The sequence below is a fragment of the Bradyrhizobium campsiandrae genome (assembly GCF_014529705.1).
Classification (GTDB): Bacteria; Pseudomonadota; Alphaproteobacteria; order Rhizobiales; family Xanthobacteraceae; genus Bradyrhizobium; species Bradyrhizobium campsiandrae.
In genome coordinates this window covers 15,374-39,504 of record NZ_JAANIH010000077.1, presented here as the reverse complement: position 1 = coordinate 39,504, position 24,131 = coordinate 15,374, and the positions used below count along the sequence as shown (strand labels likewise).

The following is a 24,131-nucleotide window of genomic DNA, read 5'->3' as shown; positions in this document are numbered from 1 at the left end:
GATGCTACACCTCTTGAACGCCATCATGCGGCGCTCCTGCATCGAGACGACCGCGGAAAGAACCATGAACCCGGCAGTGGATCATGTTTGTCGATCGGGGTTGACACCGTGCCCGCGATTAAAGAACGGACGACTAATGGGTCCCAATCAGAGAAGTCTCTAAGCTGGTCACGTCATGTCCAAGCGCGCGTCCGCCATCAGTCGAAAGTCCGCCGGTATTCAGCGGGGGTCATTCCGTAATGCCGGCAGAAGAGCCTCGTCATGTGGCTCTGATCGGCGAAGCCCGCCTCGAACGCGACTTCCTTTAAAGGCAGACATTGGCGCTTGATCAACTCGCTCGCGCGCTTAATCCGTTCGCGTACCAGCCACTGATGCGGCGGACAGCCGAACTCGGCACGGAACTTGCGCGAAAAATGGAATACGCTGAGCCCTACTGCGCCAGCCATATCGGCGAGCGAGACATCAGCTCTCAGTTTCTCGGCCAAGTACTCGGTCAGGATTCTGCGCTCGGCCGGGGTGAAGGTACCCGAACTCCTTGGCTCGCGGAATTTGGTGTGGGCAAAGCTACGCAGGACATGCACGCAAGCCTGCGTGAGCAAAGTCTCTACCATCACGCGTCCGCCAATCTCGCCGCCGCTCAGTTCCTGCCGAAGCGTGCGGCTGACCCAAGGGAGGAAGTCGTCGACCGCGCGCACCTTATCGCCGATTTCGACATCCGCTATGTTGCGGTCGTAAATGTCGCCGGCAACCTTGGTGATCGCGTCATGGGAGAGATAGACGTGGGACACCGAGATCGGCCGTGACCACGCCCATTCCGACTGTTCCGCGCGCGTCAAAAGAGAAACTACGCCAGGCTCGACCCGATGATACTCCCAAGGTCCCCCGCATCGTCGTCCCATGCGGGCTGCTTCGCCTTCGTAGACAACGATCATGTAGTCACGCATCGACGGAATGGCGACATGAAGGTCGGCGTACTCATAGCCTTTCAGTGTCACGCCACGCCACCGGGATCCGCTGCTGTCCAGCGTCAGTTTCCCCGGGATCCAGCGCGGAATCTCGTCCGGCGGAACCAGCCGCTCCATAGGCTTTAATCCTCCCCGTCAAATTTTTTTTATTATCGAATCATTCGGCAAAGCTGTCAAACGCTATCCGGAGCGGGTGTCGCCATCCGGAGCCGGCCGGGTTGCGAAGACGGGGCGAGCGCGGCGGGCAAATGGATAGCCAGTCCGGCACCGGGTTGGACCGTTATCGTGCCTTTAGTGGGGATTTTGTTCTCGTTTGAGGTTGAAGTCATGCCGCTTTTAGGCCGACGGCCTGGACGAGGGTGTTGAGATCGTCGATGACACGCTGATAGAGGCGATCGAGTTGAGATCGCCTCTGGGATTCACCCCGCGCTCACATCACGAACCAGCGCGCGAACGAAGTCTTCCGGGATCTCGGAATCTCGGAGGACGTCGCCCGCTACGCGAGCCCTTGGGAGCAGATGGGCGACACAACCTTCACCACCAGCCTCGCCGGACCCGAACTGATCCGGATGCGGACTTGGGGGACGGGGGACGACCGCCGGGGCGACTACCTGCGAGCAAGTCCCTGCGGCATGGTGGACATCATTCAGCCGCTGCTCGAGCCGATCCTGTTCCAGAAGGCGGCCGAAAAGGGCGCAACGTTCGCGTCCAACACCGAGCCGACCTCTCCAGGTACAGCAAACATCGTCCCAGCATCCTGAACTGGATCGTCACGCCGGATGCGAGCTTCGGCGAGATCGGCATGAGCCTTCTCCGCGCCGTGCGGCCCTGGACGCAATGGATCGCCGGACGGGGGTTCGACATCGACAAGGGGGAGCCCGATCTCTCCGAAAGTGACGTCCGTGAAAAGATCGGGATTCTGATCGGCGATCCGGTGATCGGGCTCGACATCGTGAGAACGTCGATCTGGTACGTCAACCAGGCCTATGTGACTCAATATTCCAGGGGCCGCGTGTTCTGCGGCGGCGATGCTGTCCACCGGCATCCTCCGTCGAGCGGCCTGGGCAACAACACCTGCGTGCAGGATGCCCACAATCTCGGTTGGAAACTCGCCTACTCCGTCAAGGGCTGGGCCAGACCGAAGCTCCTGGAAAGCTATTCGCAGGAGAGAGCTCCCGTCGGTAAGCAGGTTGTGCAGCGCGCCAATCAGTCGCGCCTCGACTACGCTCCGCTGAATGCCTGTTTCCGGGTGCAGGGCGCGGAGAATGCGGTGGCCGCCGGGATCGTGCGCTTCCGCGATCCGGGTCCGGAGGGCGTCGCTGCCAGAAAGGCCGCGCAGGCAGCGCTCGACCTCAAGCAGACTGAGAGTTCAACGCCCAAGGCGTCGAGATGAACCAGCGGTACGAATCCTCGGCCGTCGTTCCGGACGAGGGGGCGAAGCCGGAAAAATGGCGGCGCGACCGCGACCTCTACAATCAGCCGACGACGCGACCGGGTGCGAAGATTCCGCACGCATGGCTCGTCGGCCCGGACGGTACGCGCATGTCGACGCTGGACGTCACTGGAAAGGGTCTCTTCACTGTCGTGACCGGCCTCGCCGGCACGGCTTGGAAGGATGCGGTTCGCCGCCTTGATCTGCCGGTCCTGCGGATCGTCGTGGCCGGCTCGCCCGAAGCGCAAGACCTGTACTGCGAGTGGCAGCGCGCCCGCGAGATCGAGGAGGCCGGCGCGCTCCTTGTGCGACCGGACGGAGTGGTGGCCTGGCGCGACAAGGAAGGAACGCCCGACCCCAGGGATGCCGCGGAGAAGCTGAGCGCGGCAATCCGCGCCGTTCTCGACCTTCCGAGTCTTTCTTCTGCCTTTCCGCGCGAGAAGCAGTCCGAACCATCCAAACCCAGCGGCACGCCGCTGTTCGTCTGACAACAAGCCAGCGAGACACAGTCATGAGTGACACTAGAGCATCGAGCGCTTAATCGTGGGCATATCCAGCGGCTTTGAGGAAGTTCCGGCACTCCTGCTCGGAGTGCGGCGGGAGGATGATTGTCGCGGCCCGACGATAACGCAAGGGATATTTTCGTGACGCTTGATTTGATTGTCGTGGAGCGACAATCAGGATGAGCCTTTGATTGTCGCGCGCGTTGGCGGTCGTCCGGCTCCGCGCGCTTTGTCGACAGCCGCTTTTCGCCGATAGCTGTCGACATTCATTTCGAGGATCGTGGCGTGGTGGACGAGGCGATCGATGGCGGCGAGGGTCATGGCGTGCCATTGCGACACGGGGACCTGACTTGTGATCAATAAGGATCCCTTGTCGTAGCGATCATCGACAATCTCGAGCAGATCCCGGCGCTGGTCGGCGGTAAGCGGTTCAGGTCCCCAGTCGTCGAGGATGAGGAGATTGACGCGCTCGAGGGCCGCGATCAGGCGGGCCAGACGGCCTTCGCCGCGCGCCTGCGCGAGATCTGCGAACAGGCGGGGTGCCCGCTTGTAGAGCACGGAGAAGCCGTCGCGGCAGGCCTTGTTGCCGAGCGCGCAGGCAAGCCAGGACTTGCCGGTGCCGGTTGGGCCGACGATGACCAGGTGGTTGGCCTCACGGATCCATTGACAGGTGACGAGGTTCTGGAAGAGCGAACGATCGAGACCACGGGCGGTGCGATAGTCGACGTTCTCGATGGTGGCGGCTTGACGGAGCTTGGCGCTGCTCAAGCGGCGCGTAAGGCGGCGGTTGTCGCGGGCAGTGATCTCGCGATCGACGAGGAGGCCGAGCCAATCGGCGTGCGGCATCTCGGCCGCCTCGGGATTGTTCTGCAGTTCGACGAAGGTGTCGGCCATGGCGGCAAGGCCGAGGGCGCGCAAGCGATCGACGGTGGGGTGAATGAGCATGCTGATATCTCTCCTGATCAATTGTAGTAAGTGCGGCCACGAATGTTGGCGTGGAAGAGGATGGGCGCCTCCTCGGCGGGAGGAGCGGTTCTGTCAGTGCCGTTCTTGAGGATGGCGGCGACCGATTTGTACGAACGGGCGTTGAGCAGCAGCGCCCGGGCGCAGGCGGCGTCGACGCGTTCCTGGCCATAGCGCTTGACCAACCCGAGAATGCCGATGGCCGAGCGGAAGCCCTGTTCCGGATGCGGCCGCGAGCGCAGGATGACCTCGATCAGCGTCTCGACATCGGGACCGACCCTGGCGGCTTCGGAACGAATGCGCTCATGGGTCCAGTCGCGATAGCGGCGATGTGAGCTCGGCATATGCTCGGGAATCGTCGTCGGACGATGCGGCAGGGTGCTGCGCAGATGCGACGCCACTCGCGGAGGAAAATCTCGACGGTCTTTTGGGTGATGCGAGCCTCGACCTCCTGATGCACGAGGTTGTGAGGGACGCTGTAGTAATGCTTGGCGATCTCGACGTGATAATCGAGGTTGACCCGGCAGCGCTTCCACTCGGCATACTCGTACGGCTCATCCGGTAAGGGTATCAGCGCCGGGCGATCGAGCTCCTCGAACAGTTCGCGCCGGCTTCGCCCCCAGCTCCGGAGAGGTCGATCGTTCAGCTCGACAAGGAGCGCGTAAATTGCCTCGTTGAGGGCGGCGAGCGAGAAGAAGCGGCGGTTGCGCAGACGCGCGAGAATCCATCGCCCGACAATTTGGACCTCGACCTTGGCTTTATCCCGCGGCCGATATGGCCGTGCCGGAACGATGGCGGTGCGGTAATGGCGGGCGAGATCGGCATAGGTCCGGTTGACCATCGGCTCGTGAAAGCAGGCCCGGGTGACGCCGGCCTTCAGATTGTCGCTCACCGTCTGCCGGGCCACGCCGCCGAAATAGGCAAAGGCCCGAACGTGCGAGGTGATCCAGTCCGGCAGGCTCTGGCTGAAGCTGGCTTCGGCATAGGTGTAGTTCGAGGCGCCGAGCACGGCGACGAAGATCTGCATGCTGCGTACCTCGCCGCTGAGCCCGTCAACCACCTCCATCGTGTGGCCGGAATAGTCGACGAACAGCTTCTCGCCGGCGACATGCACCTGGCGCAGGGTCGGCTTGAGGCGGCCGGCCCATTCCTTGTAACGCTCGCAGAACCACGAATAGCTGAAGCTGTCGGAGCTCGCGTCGCAATACTCCTCCCACAACAGCATCAGCGTGACGTTCGGGCGCCGCAGCTCGCGATGCACGAGCGCCCAATCGGGCTGCGGACGCTCGTCGCTGGGCCGATCGGATGGTGGCGGATATAGGCGGTTCTCAAGCCGGACATCGTCATCCAGCTCCGGCGGCAACGGCCAGGTCAGGCCGGCGCGGCGGGTTCGGTTCAGGTACTTGCTGACCGTGCCTTGGGCCAAGCCCAGGCTGCGGGCAACGGCGCGTTGCGACATGCCGACGCTGTAGTGCAGGCGTAGAGCTTCACGAATGTGGCGCATGGACAGTCTCTCGGTCGGCATCTCGATCCTCTGCGGTTAGGCAAAAGACCAAGCTACCCGGGTTGCAGACTGTCAGCGGTGCGCGCCTCCCCGTTCCCCCGATCGCGATCGCTGGAAATAGCGATCACGATCGGCTGGAAATGGTGATCACGCTGCTCTGGAATGAGTGATCACGATGGCCTGGAATCGGTGATCACGATCGGCTGGAACACGCACTCTGCGACTCGCCCGGTTGCGCCGAGAGCGCGAATCCGTAGTTGTCGTGTCGCCCGCAGCTCTCGTCATATATCAAGCAGGAGGTGCAAATGCGACGGGTGATTGGCATCGACGTCCACCGAACTTTCGGGGAGGTGGTGTTTTGGGAAGACGGCAAGCTCCGACATGCGGGCCGCGTTGATATGACACGGACTGCGCTGGAGGGGTTTCGCAAGACCCTGCTGGCCAGCGATGAGGTGGTGGTCGAAGCGACTGCCAACAGCATGGCGGTGTCGCGGGTTCTGGTGCCGTTTGTGGCGCGGGTGATTATCGCCAATCCGCTGCAGGTGAAAGCGATCGCCCAGGCTCACGTCAAAACCGACAAGATCGATGCCGGCACGCTCGCCAGTCTGCAGGCGGCCGGGTATCTGCCGCAGATCTGGACGCCGGACGCGGAGACCGAACGCAAGCGCAGGCTGGTGGCGCGGCGCTACCAGGTCGTACGGCACCGCACGCGGCTCAAGAACGAGGTGCATTCGATCCTGCACGCGCACCTGATCCCAAAGTGCCCGCATGCCGATCTTTTCAACGCCCGCGGCCGGGCGTGGTTGGCCGCTCAACAGTTGCCGGACGATGAACGCGCAGCGATCGATCGGCACGTCCGTGAGCTTGACCGGTTGGCGGAAGACCTGGCCCTGCTCGACCGCGAGATCGCGCAGGACGCCATGGACGATCCCGCGGTCAACAGATTGATGACAATCACCGGCGTCAATCTGGCGGTCGCCGCCGGGATCGTGGCGGCGATCGGCGACATCAGCCGATTCAACAGCCCGCAGAAGCTGGTCAGCTATTTCGGGCTGAACCCGCGGGTGCGGCAGTCGGGACTGGGAGCTGCCCATCACGGTCGCATCAGCAAGATCGGCCGCAGTCACGCGCGCGCCATGCTGGTCGAGGCGGCCTGGGCCGCGGCCAAGGCGCCCGGTCCACTGCATGCTTTTTTCGTCCGCATCCGCGCCCGGCGCGGCCATCAGATCGCCGCGGTGGCCGTGGCTCGCAAGCTCACTGTGCTCTGCTGGCATTTGTTGACGAAGGGCGAAGATTACCTGTGGGCGCGCCCAGCGCTGGTCGCCAACAAGACCCGCGCAATGCAACTTCAAGCCGGACATCCGCAACAGAAAGGCAACCGGCGTGGACCTGCCTATGCCTACAACATCAAGGCGCTGCGCGACCGCGAGATGGTGATTGCCGCCCAGGCGGAGCGAAACTACGAACAATTCGTGTCGCAATGGAAAGCGCGGCGGCCAAGAGCGGGCGCGCGGGCGCCTCAATTCGGCAAGACAACATAGGCAGTCCGGTGACGCTTGCAGCCGACGCGTCACGCTTCGCCACGAGGTCGCCCGCGCCCGACAACCATAATCGCAGCTGACGGCAACTTCCAGCCTGGCCAGTCCCGTTCCATGCAGCGTGCCACCGTGCTCGGGCCGGTCAAGGCCAAGCCTTGCGGTGGCCGCAAATGCGGCCAGCCTTGACCGCCCCTGCGCGCGGCGGCTGCGAGATCGGTGGCCGGGACGGAAGAATGACCTGCGGCGCGGCCGAACAAAAGAATGGACGTACGCGATTTCCAGCAAGCGTCATCTCGGTCATGAAAAAATCGCTTGTACGCCACTGACTCGGCGGCAGTTGGGCGAAGGTGAAGAGCCGGTCGCCGGCTTCCTCTAGGCTGTCGGCGACGGCGCGGTGTTTGAGCCTCCATTTGCGGATGAAGGCCTTGCGGCGCGCTTCGATCTCCTCACGCGTCGCCGCGTAGATCATGTCGTTGTAATCCGCGGTGATCTCGTCATGCAGGCGCTCGGGCGCGTGCGCGAACAGGTTCCTGTGCTTGTGGACCGTGCAGCGCTGGACCGGCACGCCGTCCCAGACGGCGGCGATGGCCTTGTCGAGCCCCGGCGCGCCGTCGACAATGAGGAGATTGGGCTGTCGCAGTCCGCGCTTGATGAGGTCGTCGAGGACAGTGCGCCAGGCCTCGGCGCTCTCGCCGCCCATGCTCTTGATCGCGAGCAGCACCTTCTGGCCGTCCGCGCGCACGCCGAGAACGACGAGCAGCGAGATGGAGGTCGCCTTGCGGTCGAGCCGCACGCGCACCACGGTGCCATCGAGGATCAGGCGCACGATCGGTTCCTCGGCCAGCGAGCGGGTGCTCCAGGCGTCCCAGTCGCTTTTCACCTTGCGCCACGTCCGGCTCACCGTGTCCTTGCCGACCGCACCGCCGAACAAGGCCGCGAGCGCGCGACGCACCCGCCGCGTATTGGTGCCAGCGAGATACGTGCTCGCGATCAGGGCGTCAGCGGCGAGTGTGCGGCGCTGATAGGCCCGCAGCGCCTGGCTCTTCCATTCCGCCGTCTTGCCCTCGGGGGTGTTCAGCCGGGCGCGCGGCACCTCGATCTCGATCGGCCCGAATGTGCCTGTCAGCGAACGCGTCCGGCTGCCGTGGCGATGGCCCGCAACGCCCGCTCTTTCTGCATTGCTGGCCATCTGGCTTCGCCCGTAACGCGGGCGTGCCAGCACGGCGTCGAGCTCGCCGCGGATCAGCTCTTCGATGAACTCACGCGCCCGAGCGCGCACCTCGGTCTCGATCGGGTCGAACCAACTGTCGAAAAGCTGGGGAGCCGTCTCTGCTTCAAGCTGCGAGGAATCAGACTTCGTGGTAATGCTCGTCATGGCGTGGTCTCCAGTCCGACGCTTCAACGCCGGATGATTCGAGGTTGAACACCCCGGAGACTACGCCACCCTCATTTCCAACCAACTCCGCGACGGCACCCGCCCTGGCAGACCCACACACTCCGATCGGTGGCAAAAGATCGCGAGGCCGGAGGCCCAGGCGAAGTGACATCCTCCTGAAGAGAAAAACGGCCCCGGCCCTGAGGACAGGGGGGCAATAAGGCCGGGGCCGCATTCCCCCAGATTGTGCCGTATCGGCCGTAATCGACACACCTGGGATTGAATTCTCCGGAATTTTGGATCGGTCAATCCGGAAACCAGCAGTCCGCCTCCCATGTTCCGCTCAGGTCGTAAGCATTTCGCAGGGCGACACACATCGAAGGAGATCGAACGTCGAAAAAAAGCATGCCGTCAGCGCGGGCTTCGCTGATCGTCATTCTGTCGCGACGTCGCCATTGATGATGTCGCCGAACAGCTCCCACTTCTCGCCCTGAAACTTCATCAGCTGAAGCGAGCTGATCGGCGCGAAGTCGGCCGGACCGGTGTTGATTTTGACGCCGGGCAGAAGAGTGTCAGGGGTAAACTCCTTCAGGCTCGCTGCCTGCTTCATGACATTGGCGCGTGTCAGATCGTCGCCGCACATTTCAAGCACCTTCGCCAGGGTCTGGGCGGCCCCATAGCCATAGACGTGGCCACTGTCAGTCTTGTCAGCTCCCGGCATGTACTTGTCGATGAATTCGGACCATTTCATCATGCCGGAGTCCTTGGCCCATTGCGGATCAGTTGCATCCTTGGCGTAGGCCGCGGATATCACGCCCTGAGCGTTGTCGAAGCCCGCGGGCTGCATAACGCTGCCGACTGAGGCTGATACGTTGGTCATGATCTGCAACGGCTTCCAGCCGAGTTCGCCTGTTTTCTTGATGGTCTGGGCGCCGAACTTCGGCGTGGTGTAGATCAGCAGGACGTCGGGATTGGCGGCTTTGATCTTGACGATATGGGAGTCGATCGACGGCTCGGAAACTTCATAGCTTTCTTCCATGATGATGCTGGAGGCCTTGGCTCCGAAGCCGTCCTTGGTGCCCTTCACGTAGTCCTTTCCGAAGTCATCGTTCTGGTAGAGAATTGCTACCTTCGCGTCGGGCTTCTCCTTCATCAGCCATTTCGCATAGATTTGGGCTTCGCTCTGGTAGGATGGTTGCCAGCCCATGGTCCAGGGAAAATGCTTCGGATCGTTCCACTTGGTGGCGCCGGTGGCGACGAACAATTGCGGAATTTTCTTGGAATTGAGGTACTTTTGGATCGCCGTATTCGAGGGGGTGCCGAGCGGATTGAAAACGAGGAGTACCTCGTCGCTTTCGACGAGCTTGCGAACCTGTTCGACGGCCTTCGGCGGGGAATAGCCGTCGTCATAGGTGACGAAATTGATCTTCCGACCATTGATGCCGCCGCGGTCGTTGACCATCCTGAAGTAAGCTTCTTCGGTCTTGCCGATCACACCGTAGGCGGATGCCGGGCCGCTATAGGGCATGATGTTGCCGACCTTGATCTCAGTGTCCGTGGCCCCGGTATCGTACCTCTTCTGCGCCAGCGCGGTGCACGTCGAGAGACCCAACAAGGTGAGCGCGATAGAAGCAGCGGCGAATTTGTCGGTAACGGCAGTCATTTTTGTCTCCCTTTATTATCGATGAGTATCTTTTCTTGTGACGCGACGGTGCCGTATAACGTTCTGGGGGCCTCGGCGCTTGTCGCTGAGGCCAAGCACGTAGCAGGCACATAGTTTGTCAAGCCGCTGGGCGAGTCGAGCGTAGGACTTGGGGCCGGGATCCCGACCCGAGCACCTGAGGGTAAGTTGCTGTGGCACCGGAGCTTCTGACCGCGATCAGCTTGTTGGCTCTGACGCAAAGCGAATGGCATCTTGGTCAAGCTCAAACAACGGCGCATTGTCAGCCTAGCCACCAACATAAGCGCCTCTCCCGCTCGCCAGGAGGGCGCCGTCACCACTGACGATTCGTGTTGCGGCAACACTCATCTGCCGCCCAATTTTGACAGGTCGGCCAATTGCGCACAGCGGGCCGGGTATTGCAGGTCGGTGGAAGTCCACGTGCAGATCAATGGTCGCGCGCGCTGTCCCTCCAAATGCGAGAATCGTGTACAGCCCCGTCAGGTCGATCAATGCAGAAAGAATGCCGCCATGCGCGGAAGCGATCTTGGGATTGGACACAATCTCGTCACGCCAAGGCATTTCGAGGATCAGCTCATCCCGGGTTAGGGTAACCAGATTGATGCCCAGCCAGCGATGGAAGGGCGCGACCTGCAGGCGCTCCCGCAATTGCTCGAGATCGTAAGGCTTGGTCTGCTCCGAACTCACCGGGCCACCTCAGCCCCGTGCGTACGAACCAGAAATTCAACGATGGCCTGGCCAAAGGCGTCGTTCTGGTCTCCAACCACCATATGTGTGGCGTCCGCAATGTCGCTATAGTCGGCGTGTGGAACCAGGCTCCTGAAATGGGCCACGGCCTCGGGCGAGACCAGATCGCTAGACCCTCCCCGGATCAGGTGCACCGGCAAGCGCAATCGTGAAGCTGCGGCGCTCAAGGCCGCACGTCGATGATCGATGAGTTCGACGTCCGTTATTCGGGCCTGCATCACGCCTTCGATGAATGCGGGATCCCAATGCCAGTAGTACCTCCCGTTTTCCCCCAGACGAAGATATCGCTGAAGCCCCGGCGAAGCCTTCCGGCTTTGCCGATGCGGCAAGTATTGAGAGATGACCTGCGCGGCCTCCTCCGGCGAGGCAAAGCCTTCGCGCGCATGCGCGGCCATAAAGCCGACCACCCTGGCCACACCTTCCGGTTCCATTTGCGGAGTGATGTCGACCAGCGTGAGCGATGCAAAGCTCTCAGGGCTAAGCTCGCCCTCGGCGATAATGCCTGCCAGCCCTCCGAGCGAGGCGCCAATCAAGGCGGGCTTTCGGGTGCTCGCGTTCCCGATGGCCACAAGGTCACTTGCAAAATCGCGGAGATCATAGGCTCCGTCCTTAGCCCAGGAACTGTCGCCATGGCCGCGCATGTCGATTGCGATTGCGCGAAATCCATGGCTTGCCAGAAGTTTTGAAATCGCCTTCCAGGCGCGACGCGTCTGCCCTCCGCCGTGCGCCAGGACGACCGGGAAGGCCTGCTCACTCCCTTCGATCGAGGCCGCAATCGGGTGGCCCTGGTACCCGGCAAGCATCGTCGGCGTCATGTAACTACCTGGTACCAGGGAATTGTTGCTCGACTAAATGATCCGCAAAGGACCTCAACATCACTTTCCTCCATCGCCGCTTAGCCATGCCGACTTGGTTCGAACTGCCAAATCTTTCGAACGTTGTGCAACGCACTTTATCGCGATCTTTTCGCCCCAGATTGCTCGTCCTCCTGGCAAGTGGAAGCGCTTTGCGTTGATTGTAAACATCTAGCCTGGCTGAATTGCTGCGAAACAGGGATTGGTGGAGGGCAGCATCATACAAAAAGGACACACATAAGGCTGAGGATAGCGAGGGCTATCCCGAAGGCCAACCCAGCGCCAACTACCGCGGATATTGGCACCGAGCTTGATCCAGCTTTCTGGTTCATGAGGGCGTCCCGCATCCCTTCCGCCTATTCTTATTTGCACGATGGACGAAGCGAGGGCCGCATCCAACGCGCGACAGTTTAAGCCGTCTCCAAATAACAATAGGGCATTTTGCTTAAACAAGCAAGCTTATGATAGTCTTGCATACAAGACGTCGCGATGCAGCGAGCCCGCGGAAGCAGTTGGCTAGATGGGTAAGGGCTCGATCATTACGGATATGGCTGATGTCAAAGACAATCCTGTATCTCATTCCTCTCCTGCCGCTCGTGGCGTGCTCGCCGTCGCAGGCGATCGTTTGGTCCGACGCCACGACGCTTCTCTTGCAGGATCTAGCTGCAGTTCAAGTCGACAACGAGGATGCCGACAATGATGCGGCTAGACGTGAACTCGAACTCTTCCGCGAAGCCAAAGTGTCATTGCGGCGGGCAATCGCGATCGCGCAGCAACTGCACGCCGGGTCGAGGGCTGCGGATGTCACCTTCGATAGCTCGTCGGTGTCCGCCGTTTACAAGGTAAGAACGACCGGGAAAGCTCGGATCTGGGAAAATGCAATCGATGGGAAAACCGGAGAGGTTGCGGGCCATGAAACCGTCCTGTCCCTGGAGAATCTGGATACTGAGGATCGGAATAACTTCGTCGCCCTGGAGAGCGTTCGGCTAAAATTGTCGGACGCCGTGCTTATCGCGGAGAAGGCCGCAGACGGAAAGGCGATTGGCGCAAGTCTTCTGAACAAGGATGGTAAGTTGCATTTCCTCGTCTTGATCGTTAGCGGCAACCACTTGAAGGAAATTATTCTAGAAACACCCGGAGCAAGGCGTCCATGATCGCTCTTTTGCCTTCCCTATGATCCGGCTCCGTGGTGCGGCTAAACGTCCTCATCAGTTGGCGTTAGTCGTCGACATCGCAGTGGCGGCGGATCCGAGGCGCGTGGCCCAATTCAGCGTTGATCAATGTTCCGTGGGCTTTACCGGCTTTCATTTGTGGCGGCTACAGGGAACCGCTTCCCCCCTTGACGCGTTTTTGGAGTCCGCCGCAATGTTCGATAGTGCCAGTGCGTGGGCCCCAGCTTTGGATAACCTTAGCCATCGGATCAGAGAAATAGTTGGCCGGCATTTGAATGTTGCGCCGGAAAAGATCAACGACTCGGCGCGGTTCATCGAGGATCTGGGTGCCGATAGCCTTGACACAATTGAGCTCATCATAGCCCTCGAAGAGGCCTTCGGCTGCGAGATTCCCGACGAGGTCGCAGAGTCGATCGTCACGGTGGCAGACGCGAGGCAATATCTTGAAGGCAAAGTAAAGACGTAGTTATGCCTTGGGCCGATGAGGATCGATCGCCCGCGGTCGCGTATCCTCCTTTGTTTGCGGCAATTCGTCGCGAGGCGATGTCTTGCGAGGTTGCACTGCCATCGTTCTCTTTGCCGATCACCACCGTAGGATCGCGCATCGATCCTCCTGCTTTGCGCAACCAAGGGCTTCACCGCAGACCGGCGTCCGACAGCGGCCACCCAATAAGTCTTGGCCGAGCACCTGACCACGGCCAGAGCGCCCGTCGCAAGCCGGAATGATCGACAAGATTGCTGCTGAGCAGACGTCTGTCACCGCCAGCGCGCTATCGCTCTTGAGCCCCTTCGCTCTCATCCAGCCTGGACATCCGGGCATTTTGTATGGCGCCGGCGCTTGACTGTCACATATAAGCTAGCTTATAATATACCGAAGTTATGGAGATTGAGCTTATGAGCCGCGGTTCTGTAGACCAGAATTTTCTGTTTACTCTTGCCGAGCTGACACGCGTCCTTCGCGTGTATGCAGACAAGGAAGCCGCGCGGTTTGGCATCACCCGGGCGCAATGGGCGGTCCTGGCCAAGGTGGACCGCAACGAGGGCATGAGCCAGGCGGAACTTGCCGATCAGATGGAGATGCAGCCGATCACGTTGACGCGACTGGTTGACAAGCTGTGCGAGAGCGATTGGATCGAGCGGCGGGGGGATGCAAACGATCGTCGCATCAAACGGCTTCATCTTCGGAAAGCTGGACGTCAATTGCTCGGCAAATTGAGCGGTCTGCGATCCGAACTCACGGCGACCGCGCTCGACGGCATTCTCCCGGCGGACGCCCACCGTCTTTTGACACAACTGGAAGCGATCAAGGAAAACGTGCGTAACGCACTTCAAAATGCCGGCGCCGAGCAGGTACGCAAGGAGCCGCGCTATGGCTGATCAAGTCGTCAAATTCGCGCCTGAGCAGAAGGCCGCGCCCGACGGCAAGCCGACCGGGAAGGTCGCTGCCGAACCGCGCCGCCGTATGATGGCAGGTCTGCGCCGTTATCGCCGTCCTCTTCTGTTGGTAGTGCTGCCCATTGCTGCCGCACTCGGCGGACTGGCGTTTTACCTGCACGGCGGACGTTATGTCGGCACCGATGATGCCTATGTCGGCGCCCAGAAGGTGCTGATTACACCCGACATCTCCGGCAAGATCATCAAGGTGCTGGTTAAGGAAGGCCAGACCGTGAAACAGGGTGACGAGCTGTTCGAGATCGACGCCGTGCCGTTTCGCCTTGCGGTAGACGAGACCAAAGCGCAGCTCGCCCAAGCGAAGACGAGCTACGACAATCTGGTAGCGAACGTGAAGATCTACGGCCAGATGCTTGATCTTGCCCAGCAAGGCGTCGATCTGAAGCAGCGCGATGTCGAACGCAAACAGCAACTGGTGAAGAACAATTTCGGGTCTCAGCTCGACCTCGACAACGCGGCCAATGCGATGGTGACCGCGAGCGCACAAGTGCAATTCATCAAGCAGCAGCTCTCCAACGCTAAGACGCAACTGCTAGGCAATCCCGAACTGCCGCTGGAGCAGTTTCCGCCCTATGCGCAGGCTAAGGCGAAGCTAGAGGATGCCGAGCGTAACCTCGATCACACGGTCTTGCGCGCACCGATGGCGGGTGTCGCGACGCAGGTGGACCAGATCCAGCTTGGCCGCTTCGTTGCCGCGGGCTCGCCGGTGTTTTCCGTCATCGACGTTGCCCACCCGTGGGTCGACGCCAATCCAAAGGAGAGCGACCTCACCCATGTGGCGGTCGGGCAAAAGGTGACGCTCGAGGTCGACGCCTTCCCTGGTCATGTGTTCACGGGCACAATCGGTTCTCTCGCGCCGGGCACTGGCGCGCAATTCGCGATCCTGCCGCCGCAGAACGCGACCGGCAATTTCGTCAAGGTGGTGCAGCGCGTGCCAGTGCGGATCTATTTTGACGAGAACGACAAATACGTGAAGAGACTGAAGGCTGGCATGAGCGTCTACGCCACCATAGACACCGGTCACAAACGCACGCTCGCGGGCCTGCTCGGTCTGTCGGCAACCGCCAACCAGGATAAGGACTGACCTGATGTCGGGTCCACTGCCTCCGGGCCTGCGCCGGAACATGGTGACCATCTGCGCCATGACCGCAACGATCATGCAGGCGCTGGACACCACCATCGCCAACGTGGCCCTGCCCTACATGCAGGGCACGCTGTCGGCGTCGCAGGACCAGATCAACTGGGTGCTGACCTCCTATATCGTGGCTGCCGCGATCATGACTGCGCCTGTGGGGTGGATCGCCAACCGCTACGGGCGCAAGCGCATCTTCATCATATGCTCGGCCGGCTTCACCATCGCCTCAGTCCTGTGCGGGCTCGCGCAGGATATCAACCAGATGGTGCTGTTCCGCCTGCTGCAGGGCGTGTTCGGCGCGGCCCTGGTGCCGCTGTCGCAGACTGTGATGCTCGATTCCTACACACTCCAGGAACGGGCGAAGGCGATGGCGATCTGGGGCATGGGCGTGATGATGGGCCCGATCATGGGCCCGTCACTGGGCGCCTGGCTCACCGAGACCTATTCCTGGCACTGGGTGTTTTTCGTCAATCTTCCTTTTGGCGCACTGACGGTGCTCGGTCTGATGGCTTTCATGGACGAGACCAAGAAGGATCTCACCTTGCGGTTCGACTTTTTCGGCTTCGTGGCACTCGCGGTCGCCATCGGGTCCTTGCAGCTAGCCCTTGACCGCGGTGAGCAGCTGGGGTGGCTCGAATCCAACGAAATCGTTGGCGAGTTCATCGTCTCGGCCGTGGGCTTCTACTACTTTTTCGCCCACTCCTTCACGACCGCGCGGCCGTTCATCCAGTTCGCGCTGTTCAAGGATCGCAATTTCGTGACGGGCTGCATCTTCATGACGGTGATGGGGTTGGTGCTGTACTCCACCATGGCGCTGGCCTCGCCCTACCTGCAGAACGTCATCGGCTATCCCATCATTACCGCCGGCATGTTGCTAGCGAGCCGCGGCCTCGGCACGTTCCTGGCCATGATGATGGTCGGTCGCCTCATGCGCTACTTCGAGGCCCGTACGTTGATCATCTCGGGACTCGCGCTGACGGCGGGCTCGCTGTTCCAGATGACCGGCTGGACCGAAATGACTCAAGTTCCGGAGATTGTCACCGTCAGCGTCTTCCAGGGTTTCGGTTTTGGTCTGGTTTTCGTGCCACTGTCGACCGTTTCGTTTCTAACGCTTCCAAACCACCTGCGCACCGACGGCACCTCGATGCTGACGCTGTTGCGCAATGTCGCAAGCTCGATCGGGATCTCGATCGTAATCGCCCAACTCACGCAGGGAACGCGCCGCACTTATGCGATCCTGTCCGAACACGTCAACCCGTTCAACCACGCCCTGCAGATGCCTGATGTCAGGGGCATCATCAACCTGTCCACCGACGCTGGACGCGCCTTGGCTGACAAGATGGTCGCCGTTCAGGCTCAGATCATCGCATTCTCACAAGACTATCAACTCGTCATGCTGTTCATCCTCGTCTCGATCCCGCTCGCCATCATGATCGGATCGACCAAGGCCGCTCTGCGCAAGCAGGCAGCAGGGCCGGAGCACGCAGTGATGGAGTGACGACACGCTGCTGCAAAGTATTCCCAGACTTCGGTAGTTGTCGTTCTCATGCGCCGATGTTTCCAACCCAGGTGAAAGTTTAGCGTGAGGTCACGATGAAGGTGCGGGAGCTGGTCAAACTTCTTCAAGATCTGCCGGATCAAGATGCCCGGGTTGTCATAGGAGAGGGTCAGCAGCCCGATGTCTGACTCCTAGGTCAGCGTTTCCTTGGTTTGAATCATATCAGGCGGCGTCGGCGAGTTTGTATGACCAAGTGTGGATGACGGGGTGGCGATTTACGTCGTCGATGCCGGCCATAGTGCGCTCTTTGAGTTCGTGTTTTGAGGTGACCCGGATGTGGCGCAAGACCGACCGCGCGAATTTGGAGAAGAAGCCCTCGATGAGATTAAGCCACGAACCATGCTTTGGGCGTGAAGGTAAATTCGAAGCGTCCAGGCGGTCGAGCGTCGAGCCAGGCTCTTGTTTCTCTCGATATGTGCGCGGTCTGACGAGCGCATGGACCTTCCCGGTAAGCAGGTCGATTCCGGCCAACAGGCTCAGCGTGCCATGACGTTTGTACTCGTAATCCCGCGAAGCTCGCGTGGACGCCGGGCTTGGGCGGCAAATCGGGTGCCGTCGTTGCGATGGCCTGGATTCCCGGCTTTTCGTCGTAGGAAACGATCGCCACCCGCTTGATGGCTTTGCGCGACTTGGCGGCGGCTCTCTTCAGAACCTGGACCTCGCGATAAACGCACAGAACCTCGGCCATCTTCTGCTCGAACTCGGCATCGCGACGTTCCAGATAGTAGCGCACCTTGTGCGGCTTGATTTCCTCCTGGCCGAGGATCTTGCACACGGTGCCTTGAACCAGCTTGGCGAGACATTCGTGCCCCGCCGTTGGCCCGTGCTCGCGTGCGTGACGTGCCAAAAGCCGGGTCGTCCACAGGTCGAGCTCGCAGCGCACCGTGAGGCCGGCCTTTGTCGTGGTGGCGGGGCCGCGTTCACACTATGATTTCGGCCGGGTCAACCCGACGCTCAAAGGCTGGAGTTCGTTCAGCCAAAACGGGTTGCTTCGCACGGGATCTCTGCTCCTGGATAGAGCAGCAGAGAATCTGGAGCGTTCTATGAGGCCGCGCTCACGCGAGGGCGCGGCAGGCGCTTATGACGCGACCTCATTGGAGCCGGACTGAACACGAAGGGTGCGGGAGTATATGCGCGGTTTTGCAGCTATGGTCATTGTTCGAGATCGCAAGGCCCGATCTGCTGGCTCAGCGCGTAACACAGAGACACGAGATGTACGCATCGGGGAAGAGTTGAGGTCAGACGCGCTTCGCCGGAGAACGCGGTTGACTTTCTGCTACATCGAATGGTTGTCGCTCCTCTGTGTGGCCGCACGGATTTGGGAATGTTCGCGATGATCGAGACTCTGGGAGCGGAATGACGAATGATGATCGTCGTGCAAAGCATGAGCTGGCTCGCGATGTGTCGCATCGGAACGGCGATGTTCGAGGGCTGGCGCGGCTAAAGCTGTGTCGAAAGCGCTCGATGATGCGCATGACGCCACCACAATCAGGAGAGGCGGGAACCTCGGCCCAGGTCTGAGCGCTCGAATCCACGTGCAACGGCTCGCTATTGTTTTGCGCTGTCCGCTCATGATTAAGAATGGAGCGGCAAAGGGCAAGCTTGGCGGCGCGGTGGCGGTTGGCCATGAAGCCGAAGTGGCGGATGCGGTGGAACCCGTCGGGCAGCGTATGAAGAAGGAAGCGGCGAATGAACTCGTCGGGCCTGAGATTCATGATTTTTGTTGCGCTGTTTTGGCGATAGTCCTTCCAGGTAAAGGCGACATGATCGTCGTCGAAAGCGACGAGCCGGCTGTAGGCGATCGCAACGCGATGGGTGTAGCGGACGAGATAGGCCAGGACCAGTGTGGGGTCGCCGAAGGGTCGCTTGGCGTAGACGACCCAGTTGATGCGTTGCATGGCAGTGATGCAACCCCTGAAGGCATCGAGCGCGGCCAGAGACCCAAGGTCACCGAAGAACGTAAGGCGCCGACGCTGAAGGCTGCTGACAGACGTTTGAGGAAAAGTGTGCGAAACAGTCTGAACAGCGGTTTGACGGCCAGGAAGAAGTTTCACCCGCAGCCGTCCTAGGCTCAACACGGAGATGATAACATGAGCGCAATCGGCTTTCAGCTTCCCGAAGACGTGGTTGCGGTGCGCGATGGGGTCATGCGGTTTGTCGAAGCCGAGGTTCTCCCGCGCCTGGAGCGCAACCACGCGCTGCTCAATGATCCGCGCCTCACCTATGCTGCCGACGGGCGTTATGCGCCGGAGGTGCGCGCGCTGATCCGCGAGGTGCGCATGGCGTCCGCCGCGGCAGGTTACTACGCGATGTGTGCGCCAGCCGCGATTGGCGGCGGCGGGCTCGGACATCTTGCCTATTACGTCGCCTGGGAGGCCGTCTACCGACGAATCGGCGGCCATTCGATCCTGACGCCCTGGGTGATCGCTCATTGGGCCTTTGGGCCGAGCGCAATGCTGACGCAAGCGACACCGGAGGCGCAGGCGCGCTGTCTCGACGCAATGATCACGGGACGCACCTCGATGTGTTTCGGACTGTCGGAACCAGGAGCGGGCTCGGACGCCAGCATGATAAAGACCCGCGCGGTGGGCGATGGAGACGGCTGGCGCATCACCGGACGGAAACTCTGGACCACGAACTCGCCCACCGCGGAATGGTGCATCGTGTTTGCCGTCACCGATCCGGGTAAGGCGCAGCGAAAAGCCGGCGGGATCAGCGGCTTTCTGGTGCCGACCGACGCCGAGGGGTTTGAAGTTGAAAGCGTGGTGCGGCTCTTCGGTCATCCCGGCGGTCATGAAGGCGCGCTGGTGCTTGAGAACATCAGGGTTGAGCCGTGGCAACTCGTCGGCGCGCTCGACGACGGCTTCAAGCTCGCGCTCTATGGCGTTTCGCTCGGGCGGATCTACAATTCGGCACGTGCGGTTGGTCAGGGCCGCTGGGCGATCGAGAAGGCGCTCGGCTATGTAAAGCAGCGTGAGGCGTTCGGCGCCAAGATCGCCGAGTATCAGGGCGTCTCGTTCCCGCTCGCGCGCGCCGCCACTGAACTTCACGCCGCGCATCTGATGGGACTCAACGCCGCGATGCTGCTCGATAGTGGCGAGCGGGCCGTGAAGGAGTTGTCGATGGCGAAAGCCTACGCCGTACAGGTGGGCTATCGAGCCGTCGATCAAGCGATACAGGCCCACGGCGCCATGGGCCTTACCAACGAGGTCGGCCTCGTCCATGCCTTGCAGGATTTGCGAATCATCAACATTGCCGACGGCACCAACGAGATCCTGGCACGCACCATCGCGCAGCGGCTGCTGGCCGGCGATATCGAGTTGTAGCCGGCCAGACCAATGGGACCAGGCCCGGCTCCCTTGCAAGAGGCCGATCCGTCTATTACGGTCGGATCGTGATGATGTATCGTCCGAGGCTTGAGTCGTTCGCTGGCCGCCCATTGAAAGTAGTTTCAGCGCTTCGCAATGTTGCCCGAACAGCCTTGTTGGTCTATTACACGGCATTACTCATCTGGTGCAAGAGCTGGGCTTTGTACGGTGATGCCATTCGGGTTTGAGCGAGCAAGATTTGAAATCTTCATCGAGAATGAAGCGGGTTGCCAAGCGCGAGCCCAAGCGTAAAAATGTGGCACTTTCCGTGCCGCCGAAATCGCACGTTTCACGAGACCTTATCCTTCGGGTCGCGGCACAGCTTTTTCGACAGCAGGGCTATTCCGCCACTACGCTTCGACAGATCGCTGACAAGGCGGGAATGAAGGCAGGCAGCATCTACTACCACTTCGATTCGAAAACCGCGATATTGGACGAAATCCTCGAACTCGGGTTGCAACGCATATTCGATGCAGTAAAGGCAAGCGTGAATGACCTTGGCAAGGGGTCGCACCGGAACAAGATCAGCGCCGCGATCAAAGCTCATCTCGTCACCCTGCTGCAAGAGAGCGACTATACCTCCGCCAATATGCGTGTCTACGGGCAGTTGCCCGAACGCATCAAGAAGCGACATCGTCCACTGCGCCGCGCCTATGGCAAATATTGGGATGACATGCTGGTGGATGCGCAGCGTGCCGGCGAAATCCGCCCGGAGATATTGATTGTTCCGCTACGCAGGTTTATTCTTGGTGCTATGAATTGGACAGTTGAGTGGTTTGATGCGCGAAAAAATAGCTCGGTGCAAGACTTGGCGGACCGCACCACGTTGTTAATCTTCAATGGTATTTTGCCACACTAACGACCGATTGTGTGCGGCTTTAACGCATTCGCTTGGCAACCTCCTCCAGCATCACCTCGGTGGCACCGCCACCGATCGACTGAACGCGCGCGTCGCGTGACATTCGCTCGATCGTACTCTCGCGCATGTAACCCATGCCGCCATGAAACTGCAGGCACGCGTACATCACCTCGTTGACGAGCTCGCCGCAATAGGCCTTGACCATCGACACCTCCTTGGTCGCGTCGGTGCCCTGCGTTACCAGCCATGCAGCGTGATAAACAAGTTGCCGTCCTGCCTCGACCTTGGCCGCCAGCATCGCCAGGCGATGACGGATAGCTTGCCTGGACCATAGCGGCGCGCCAAAGGTCTGCCGCTGCGTAACCCAGTCCAATGTAATCTCAATCGCAGCTAGTGCTTCGCCCATCGCCATCGCGCCGATGACGATCCGCTCGTTCTGAAAATTTCGCATGATCGCGTAGAAGCCACGCCCTTCCTCGCCAAGCAGGTTCGTGGCGGGAATCCGGCAGTCCTCGAACAACAACTCAGCCGTGTCCGAGGATCTCCAGCCCTGCTTGTCGAGCGCACGTCCGACACGAAATCCGGGCGTGCCTTTCTCTACCAGCAGCATCGAGATACGCTGGGAAGGCCGCATGTCCGGATTGGTATTGGCGGCGATGCAATAAAGATCCGCGTGCACGCCGTTCGTAATGAACATCTTGGCGCCATTGAGCACGTAGCTGCCGCCGTCGCGGCGCGCGGTGGTCCGAATGCCCTTCACGTCGGAGCCCGCGCCGGGCTCGGTAACCCCGACCGCGACGATCTTCTTTCCGGCAATGACATCCGGCATAAAGTGGTCTTTCAACGCCTGCGAGCCGGCGTTGTAGAGATGTACCGACGCCATATCGGTATGAACCAGCACCGTGATCGCCACGCCCGAGAACGACGATCGTCCCAACTCCTCGGCTAACACGACTGTCGCCAGCGTATCCATATCGGAACCGCCATATTCGGCTGGGTAGCGGATACCGAGAAAGCCAAGCTCGCCCATGCGCCGCAGCACTTCGCGCGGCACCATGCCGTCCTGTTCCCATTTAAGCGCGTGTGGCTTGATCTCCTCTTCAACGAAACGCCGTAGCTGGGCTCTCAGCAATTCATGTTCTTCGCCGAAATAAGCCGAGCGATTCGGGGTGCCGACGTGGTGTGTGCTCATCGTTGACCTTGCGGGCTAAGGAAAAATTGTCGGAAGGATTGGTATCCGCTATCGACTTGAAAGCATGAAAGCGGACATCATTCGGCACAATCCTCATCTGCCTTGCCTTATTTACCTTGCCACACCGGTTTGCGTTTCTCGGCAAAGGCTCTCGGGCCTTCAATGGCATCGAGGCTTGCGTAGGTTTCGACATGAAGTCTGTTGGCCTCAACGAGTCCCTTCTCGCAGCCGAGGTCCATCGCGGCCAACACGCTGGCCTTGGCCGCCCTCACCGACAATGGTGCGCCTTCCACAATCTTGCGCGCAAGCTGCAATGCACTCGCACGAACAGCGTCGGGTGTTTCTTCCAGATAGTTGACGAAGCCATATTCCGCGAGCCGCTCGATCGGCAGGGTCTCGCCGGTCAAGACGAGTTCCATCAGCACCGGTTGCGGCAACATCCAGAGCAGCGGCACTGCCCACGGCGATCCCCGCCCCATCTTGACCTCGGTAATCCCGGCTCGTGTTCCGCGTAAGCCTATCCTAAGGTCGCACTTAAGCGCCAGCAGCATCCCGCCCGCCATCAGCGACCCAGTCATCGCCGCGATGATCGGCTTTGAAACGGTGCGCATGGCCGTTTGCATCGGATCGCGCATCAGGGTCAGTATATCGACACCGTCACGCGCCCTGATCTCAGCTGCCTGCCTGAGGTCCAGACCGGCGGAGAATACGCCGCAGTCAGCCGAGGTCAGGATCACCACCCTCGCCTGGGAATCCCCTTCGACACGCTCCCAGGCATTGGTCAAACCGTTCATCGCCTCAACCGACAAGGCGTTTTTGCGCGCGGGCCGATCGATGGTAATCGTCGCGATGCCATCCTCGACCGAGTAACGAATAGGTTCATTGTCTGACATCGATCTGCCTTTTTATGTATTCGAACGTATGTTAGAATATCCTAAACCTGACCGAACGCAAAAGCATTTTCAGGCATGGGATTGGTGATGCACGAAAGTCCTTCAAAAACGCGTTTCGCGCCGGACCTTCTCAAGGGTCAGGTCGCACTCGTCACCGGCGGCGGCACAGGAATGGGCCGCGCCACGGCCATTGAGATGGCGCGCTGCGGGGCCCGCATCGCCGTTCTCGGGCGCCGCATCGATCCGATAGAGAGCACTGCAAAGGTAATCCGCGACGCGGGTGGCGAGGCCTTTGCCGTGTCGGCGGACATTCGCGAGCCCGACCTGATCGAACGCGCGATGCAGAAGATCAAAGCAGAGTTCGGCGGGCTCAATATCCTCGTCAATAATGCCGGCGGACAATTCGTGACGCCAGCCCGCGAACTCAGCAACAAGGGCTTTGAGACCGTGATCCGCAACAACCTGATCGGCTCGTGGCAGGTAACCAAGGCTGCCGCGGACCATTTCATGTTGGCGCATGGCGGATCGATTGTGTTCGTAACCGCCTGTATCCGCAGCGGCCTTGGCGGCTTCGTGCATACAGCGGCGGCGCGCGGCGGCGTTACTGCGATGATGCGAACGCTTGCCTACGAGTGGGCCGAGTTCGGTATTCGCCTAAACTGCGTCGCACCCGGAACCATCAAGACCGAGGCGCTTGGCCGCTATCCGATACCGCCGGACGACTGGGTCAGGCTCAACCGCAACGTGCTGGGACGCATGGGCAGCGTCGAGGATATTTCTGCAGCAATCATTTTTCTGTCCTCGCCGCTCGGTCAATTCGTCACCGGCGAGGACTGGTACATCGATGGCGGCGAGACGCTACACCTTGCCCACGACGCCCGCGACATGATCGACGCCGTTAAATTTGCCAAACGCGAACGCGGCGATGCAGGATTGTAGT

General features: G+C 60.6%; 21 protein-coding genes and 2 pseudogenes. 12 read left to right on the top strand and 11 right to left on the bottom strand.

The genetic code is table 11. The annotated features are described in order from the left end of the window. Nucleotides 1–197: 197 nt before the first annotated feature. Nucleotides 198–1,082, bottom strand: coding sequence for a helix-turn-helix domain-containing protein (locus tag G8O24_RS36575; protein WP_188107367.1), 885 nt, complete (start codon nt 1,080–1,082; stop codon nt 198–200). Between the two features lie 317 nt (nt 1,083–1,399). Here G8O24_RS36575 and G8O24_RS44645 point away from each other — a divergent pair, with 317 nt between their 5' ends. From G8O24_RS44645 to G8O24_RS44045, 3 genes are read left to right on the top strand one after another with little or no spacing between them, the layout of a single operon-like run. Further along, the gene (locus G8O24_RS44645; RefSeq protein WP_311972558.1) at nt 1,400–1,726 is read left to right on the top strand and encodes an FAD-dependent monooxygenase; all 327 of its coding nucleotides are present in this window, start codon (nt 1,400–1,402) and stop codon (nt 1,724–1,726) included. Beyond that, entirely contained in the window at nt 1,720–2,358 is a 639-nt protein-coding gene (locus G8O24_RS44050) for an FAD-dependent monooxygenase (RefSeq protein WP_311972557.1), read from the top strand. The genes G8O24_RS44645 and G8O24_RS44050 overlap by 7 nt, the downstream gene beginning before the upstream one ends. Beyond that, complete coding sequence (locus tag G8O24_RS44045) at nt 2,355–2,885, top strand: aromatic-ring hydroxylase C-terminal domain-containing protein (protein ID WP_202988805.1); 531 nt, start codon at nt 2,355–2,357, stop codon at nt 2,883–2,885. The genes G8O24_RS44050 and G8O24_RS44045 overlap by 4 nt, the downstream gene beginning before the upstream one ends. 189 nt (nt 2,886–3,074) lie before the next feature. Here G8O24_RS44045 and istB read toward each other — a convergent pair whose 3' ends face one another. Both istB and istA read right to left on the bottom strand, forming a co-directional pair. Next, nucleotides 3,075–3,845 carry an IS21-like element helper ATPase IstB gene (istB, locus tag G8O24_RS36565; RefSeq protein WP_188107366.1) on the bottom strand — a complete coding sequence of 257 codons (771 nt, stop codon included), beginning with the start codon at nt 3,843–3,845 and terminating at the stop codon, nt 3,075–3,077. 17 nt (nt 3,846–3,862) lie between these two features. After that, nucleotides 3,863–5,388, bottom strand: a pseudogene (istA, locus tag G8O24_RS36560) (IS21 family transposase). 302 nt (nt 5,389–5,690) lie between these two features. Here istA and G8O24_RS36555 point away from each other — a divergent pair. Next, nucleotides 5,691–6,908 (top strand): IS110 family RNA-guided transposase, encoded by a 1,218-nt coding sequence (locus tag G8O24_RS36555; protein WP_376708125.1) that lies wholly within the window; start codon nt 5,691–5,693, stop codon nt 6,906–6,908. A gap of 307 nt (nt 6,909–7,215) precedes the next feature. On the opposite strand, the pseudogene G8O24_RS36550 reads toward G8O24_RS36555, so the two are convergent. From G8O24_RS36550 to G8O24_RS36535, 4 genes and pseudogenes are all read right to left on the bottom strand, one after another. Then, nucleotides 7,216–8,280, bottom strand: a pseudogene (locus tag G8O24_RS36550) (IS256 family transposase); the annotation flags it as partial. 433 nt (nt 8,281–8,713) lie between these two features. Beyond that, a complete protein-coding gene (locus tag G8O24_RS36545; protein WP_188107364.1) occupies nt 8,714–9,943 on the bottom strand; it encodes an ABC transporter substrate-binding protein in 1,230 nt (409 codons plus the stop codon). Nucleotides 9,944–10,228: 285 nt separating this feature from the next. Beyond that, the gene (locus tag G8O24_RS36540) at nt 10,229–10,648 is read right to left on the bottom strand and encodes a hotdog fold thioesterase (RefSeq protein WP_188107363.1); all 420 of its coding nucleotides are present in this window, start codon (nt 10,646–10,648) and stop codon (nt 10,229–10,231) included. Further along, nucleotides 10,645–11,523, bottom strand: a complete 879-nt coding sequence (locus G8O24_RS36535; protein ID WP_188107362.1) for an alpha/beta fold hydrolase — start codon at nt 11,521–11,523, stop codon at nt 10,645–10,647. Before G8O24_RS36535 ends, G8O24_RS36540 begins: the two co-directional genes overlap by 4 nt. Before the next feature lie 593 nt (nt 11,524–12,116). Between G8O24_RS36535 and G8O24_RS36530 the strand changes: the two genes are divergently transcribed. The 5 genes from G8O24_RS36530 to G8O24_RS36510 all read left to right on the top strand — a co-directional run bounded on the left by G8O24_RS36530 (nt 12,117) and on the right by G8O24_RS36510 (nt 16,819). Beyond that, complete coding sequence (locus tag G8O24_RS36530; protein ID WP_188107361.1) at nt 12,117–12,716, top strand: PepSY domain-containing protein; 600 nt, start codon at nt 12,117–12,119, stop codon at nt 12,714–12,716. A 244-nt stretch (nt 12,717–12,960) separates the two neighbouring features. Beyond that, entirely contained in the window at nt 12,961–13,200 is a 240-nt protein-coding gene (locus G8O24_RS36525) for an acyl carrier protein (RefSeq protein WP_188107372.1), read from the top strand. 428 nt (nt 13,201–13,628) lie between these two features. Beyond that, a complete protein-coding gene (locus tag G8O24_RS36520; RefSeq protein ID WP_188107360.1) occupies nt 13,629–14,111 on the top strand; it encodes a MarR family winged helix-turn-helix transcriptional regulator in 483 nt (160 codons plus the stop codon). After that, entirely contained in the window at nt 14,104–15,270 is a 1,167-nt protein-coding gene (locus tag G8O24_RS36515; RefSeq protein WP_188107371.1) for an HlyD family secretion protein, read from the top strand. Before G8O24_RS36520 ends, G8O24_RS36515 begins: the two co-directional genes overlap by 8 nt. A 4-nt stretch (nt 15,271–15,274) precedes the next feature. Beyond that, nucleotides 15,275–16,819 (top strand): MDR family MFS transporter, encoded by a 1,545-nt coding sequence (locus G8O24_RS36510; protein ID WP_188107359.1) that lies wholly within the window; start codon nt 15,275–15,277, stop codon nt 16,817–16,819. A 385-nt stretch (nt 16,820–17,204) separates the two neighbouring features. Here G8O24_RS36510 and G8O24_RS36505 read toward each other — a convergent pair whose 3' ends face one another. After that, the gene (locus G8O24_RS36505; RefSeq protein ID WP_188107358.1) at nt 17,205–17,762 is read right to left on the bottom strand and encodes a hypothetical protein; all 558 of its coding nucleotides are present in this window, start codon (nt 17,760–17,762) and stop codon (nt 17,205–17,207) included. Nucleotides 17,763–18,117: 355 nt separating this feature from the next. Beyond that, a complete protein-coding gene (locus G8O24_RS45765; RefSeq protein WP_188107357.1) occupies nt 18,118–18,933 on the bottom strand; it encodes an IS91 family transposase in 816 nt (271 codons plus the stop codon). A 36-nt stretch (nt 18,934–18,969) separates the two neighbouring features. Between G8O24_RS45765 and G8O24_RS36495 the strand changes: the two genes are divergently transcribed. Further along, on the top strand, nt 18,970–20,205 hold the full coding sequence (locus G8O24_RS36495) for an acyl-CoA dehydrogenase family protein (protein WP_188107356.1): 1,236 nt from the start codon (nt 18,970–18,972) through the stop codon (nt 20,203–20,205). 259 nt (nt 20,206–20,464) lie between these two features. After that, nucleotides 20,465–21,106 carry a TetR/AcrR family transcriptional regulator gene (locus G8O24_RS36490; protein WP_188107355.1) on the top strand — a complete coding sequence of 214 codons (642 nt, stop codon included), beginning with the start codon at nt 20,465–20,467 and terminating at the stop codon, nt 21,104–21,106. A 19-nt stretch (nt 21,107–21,125) separates the two neighbouring features. Here the strand turns inward: G8O24_RS36490 and G8O24_RS36485 are convergent, their stop codons facing one another. Both G8O24_RS36485 and G8O24_RS36480 read right to left on the bottom strand, forming a co-directional pair. Further along, a complete protein-coding gene (locus G8O24_RS36485) occupies nt 21,126–22,298 on the bottom strand; it encodes an acyl-CoA dehydrogenase family protein (protein WP_188107354.1) in 1,173 nt (390 codons plus the stop codon). A 107-nt stretch (nt 22,299–22,405) separates the two neighbouring features. After that, nucleotides 22,406–23,191, bottom strand: a complete 786-nt coding sequence (locus tag G8O24_RS36480) for an enoyl-CoA hydratase/isomerase family protein (RefSeq protein ID WP_188107353.1) — start codon at nt 23,189–23,191, stop codon at nt 22,406–22,408. 75 nt (nt 23,192–23,266) lie between these two features. Here G8O24_RS36480 and G8O24_RS36475 point away from each other — a divergent pair, with 75 nt between their 5' ends. After that, complete coding sequence (locus tag G8O24_RS36475; RefSeq protein ID WP_202988804.1) at nt 23,267–24,130, top strand: SDR family oxidoreductase; 864 nt, start codon at nt 23,267–23,269, stop codon at nt 24,128–24,130. Nucleotide 24,131 lies beyond the last annotated feature (1 nt).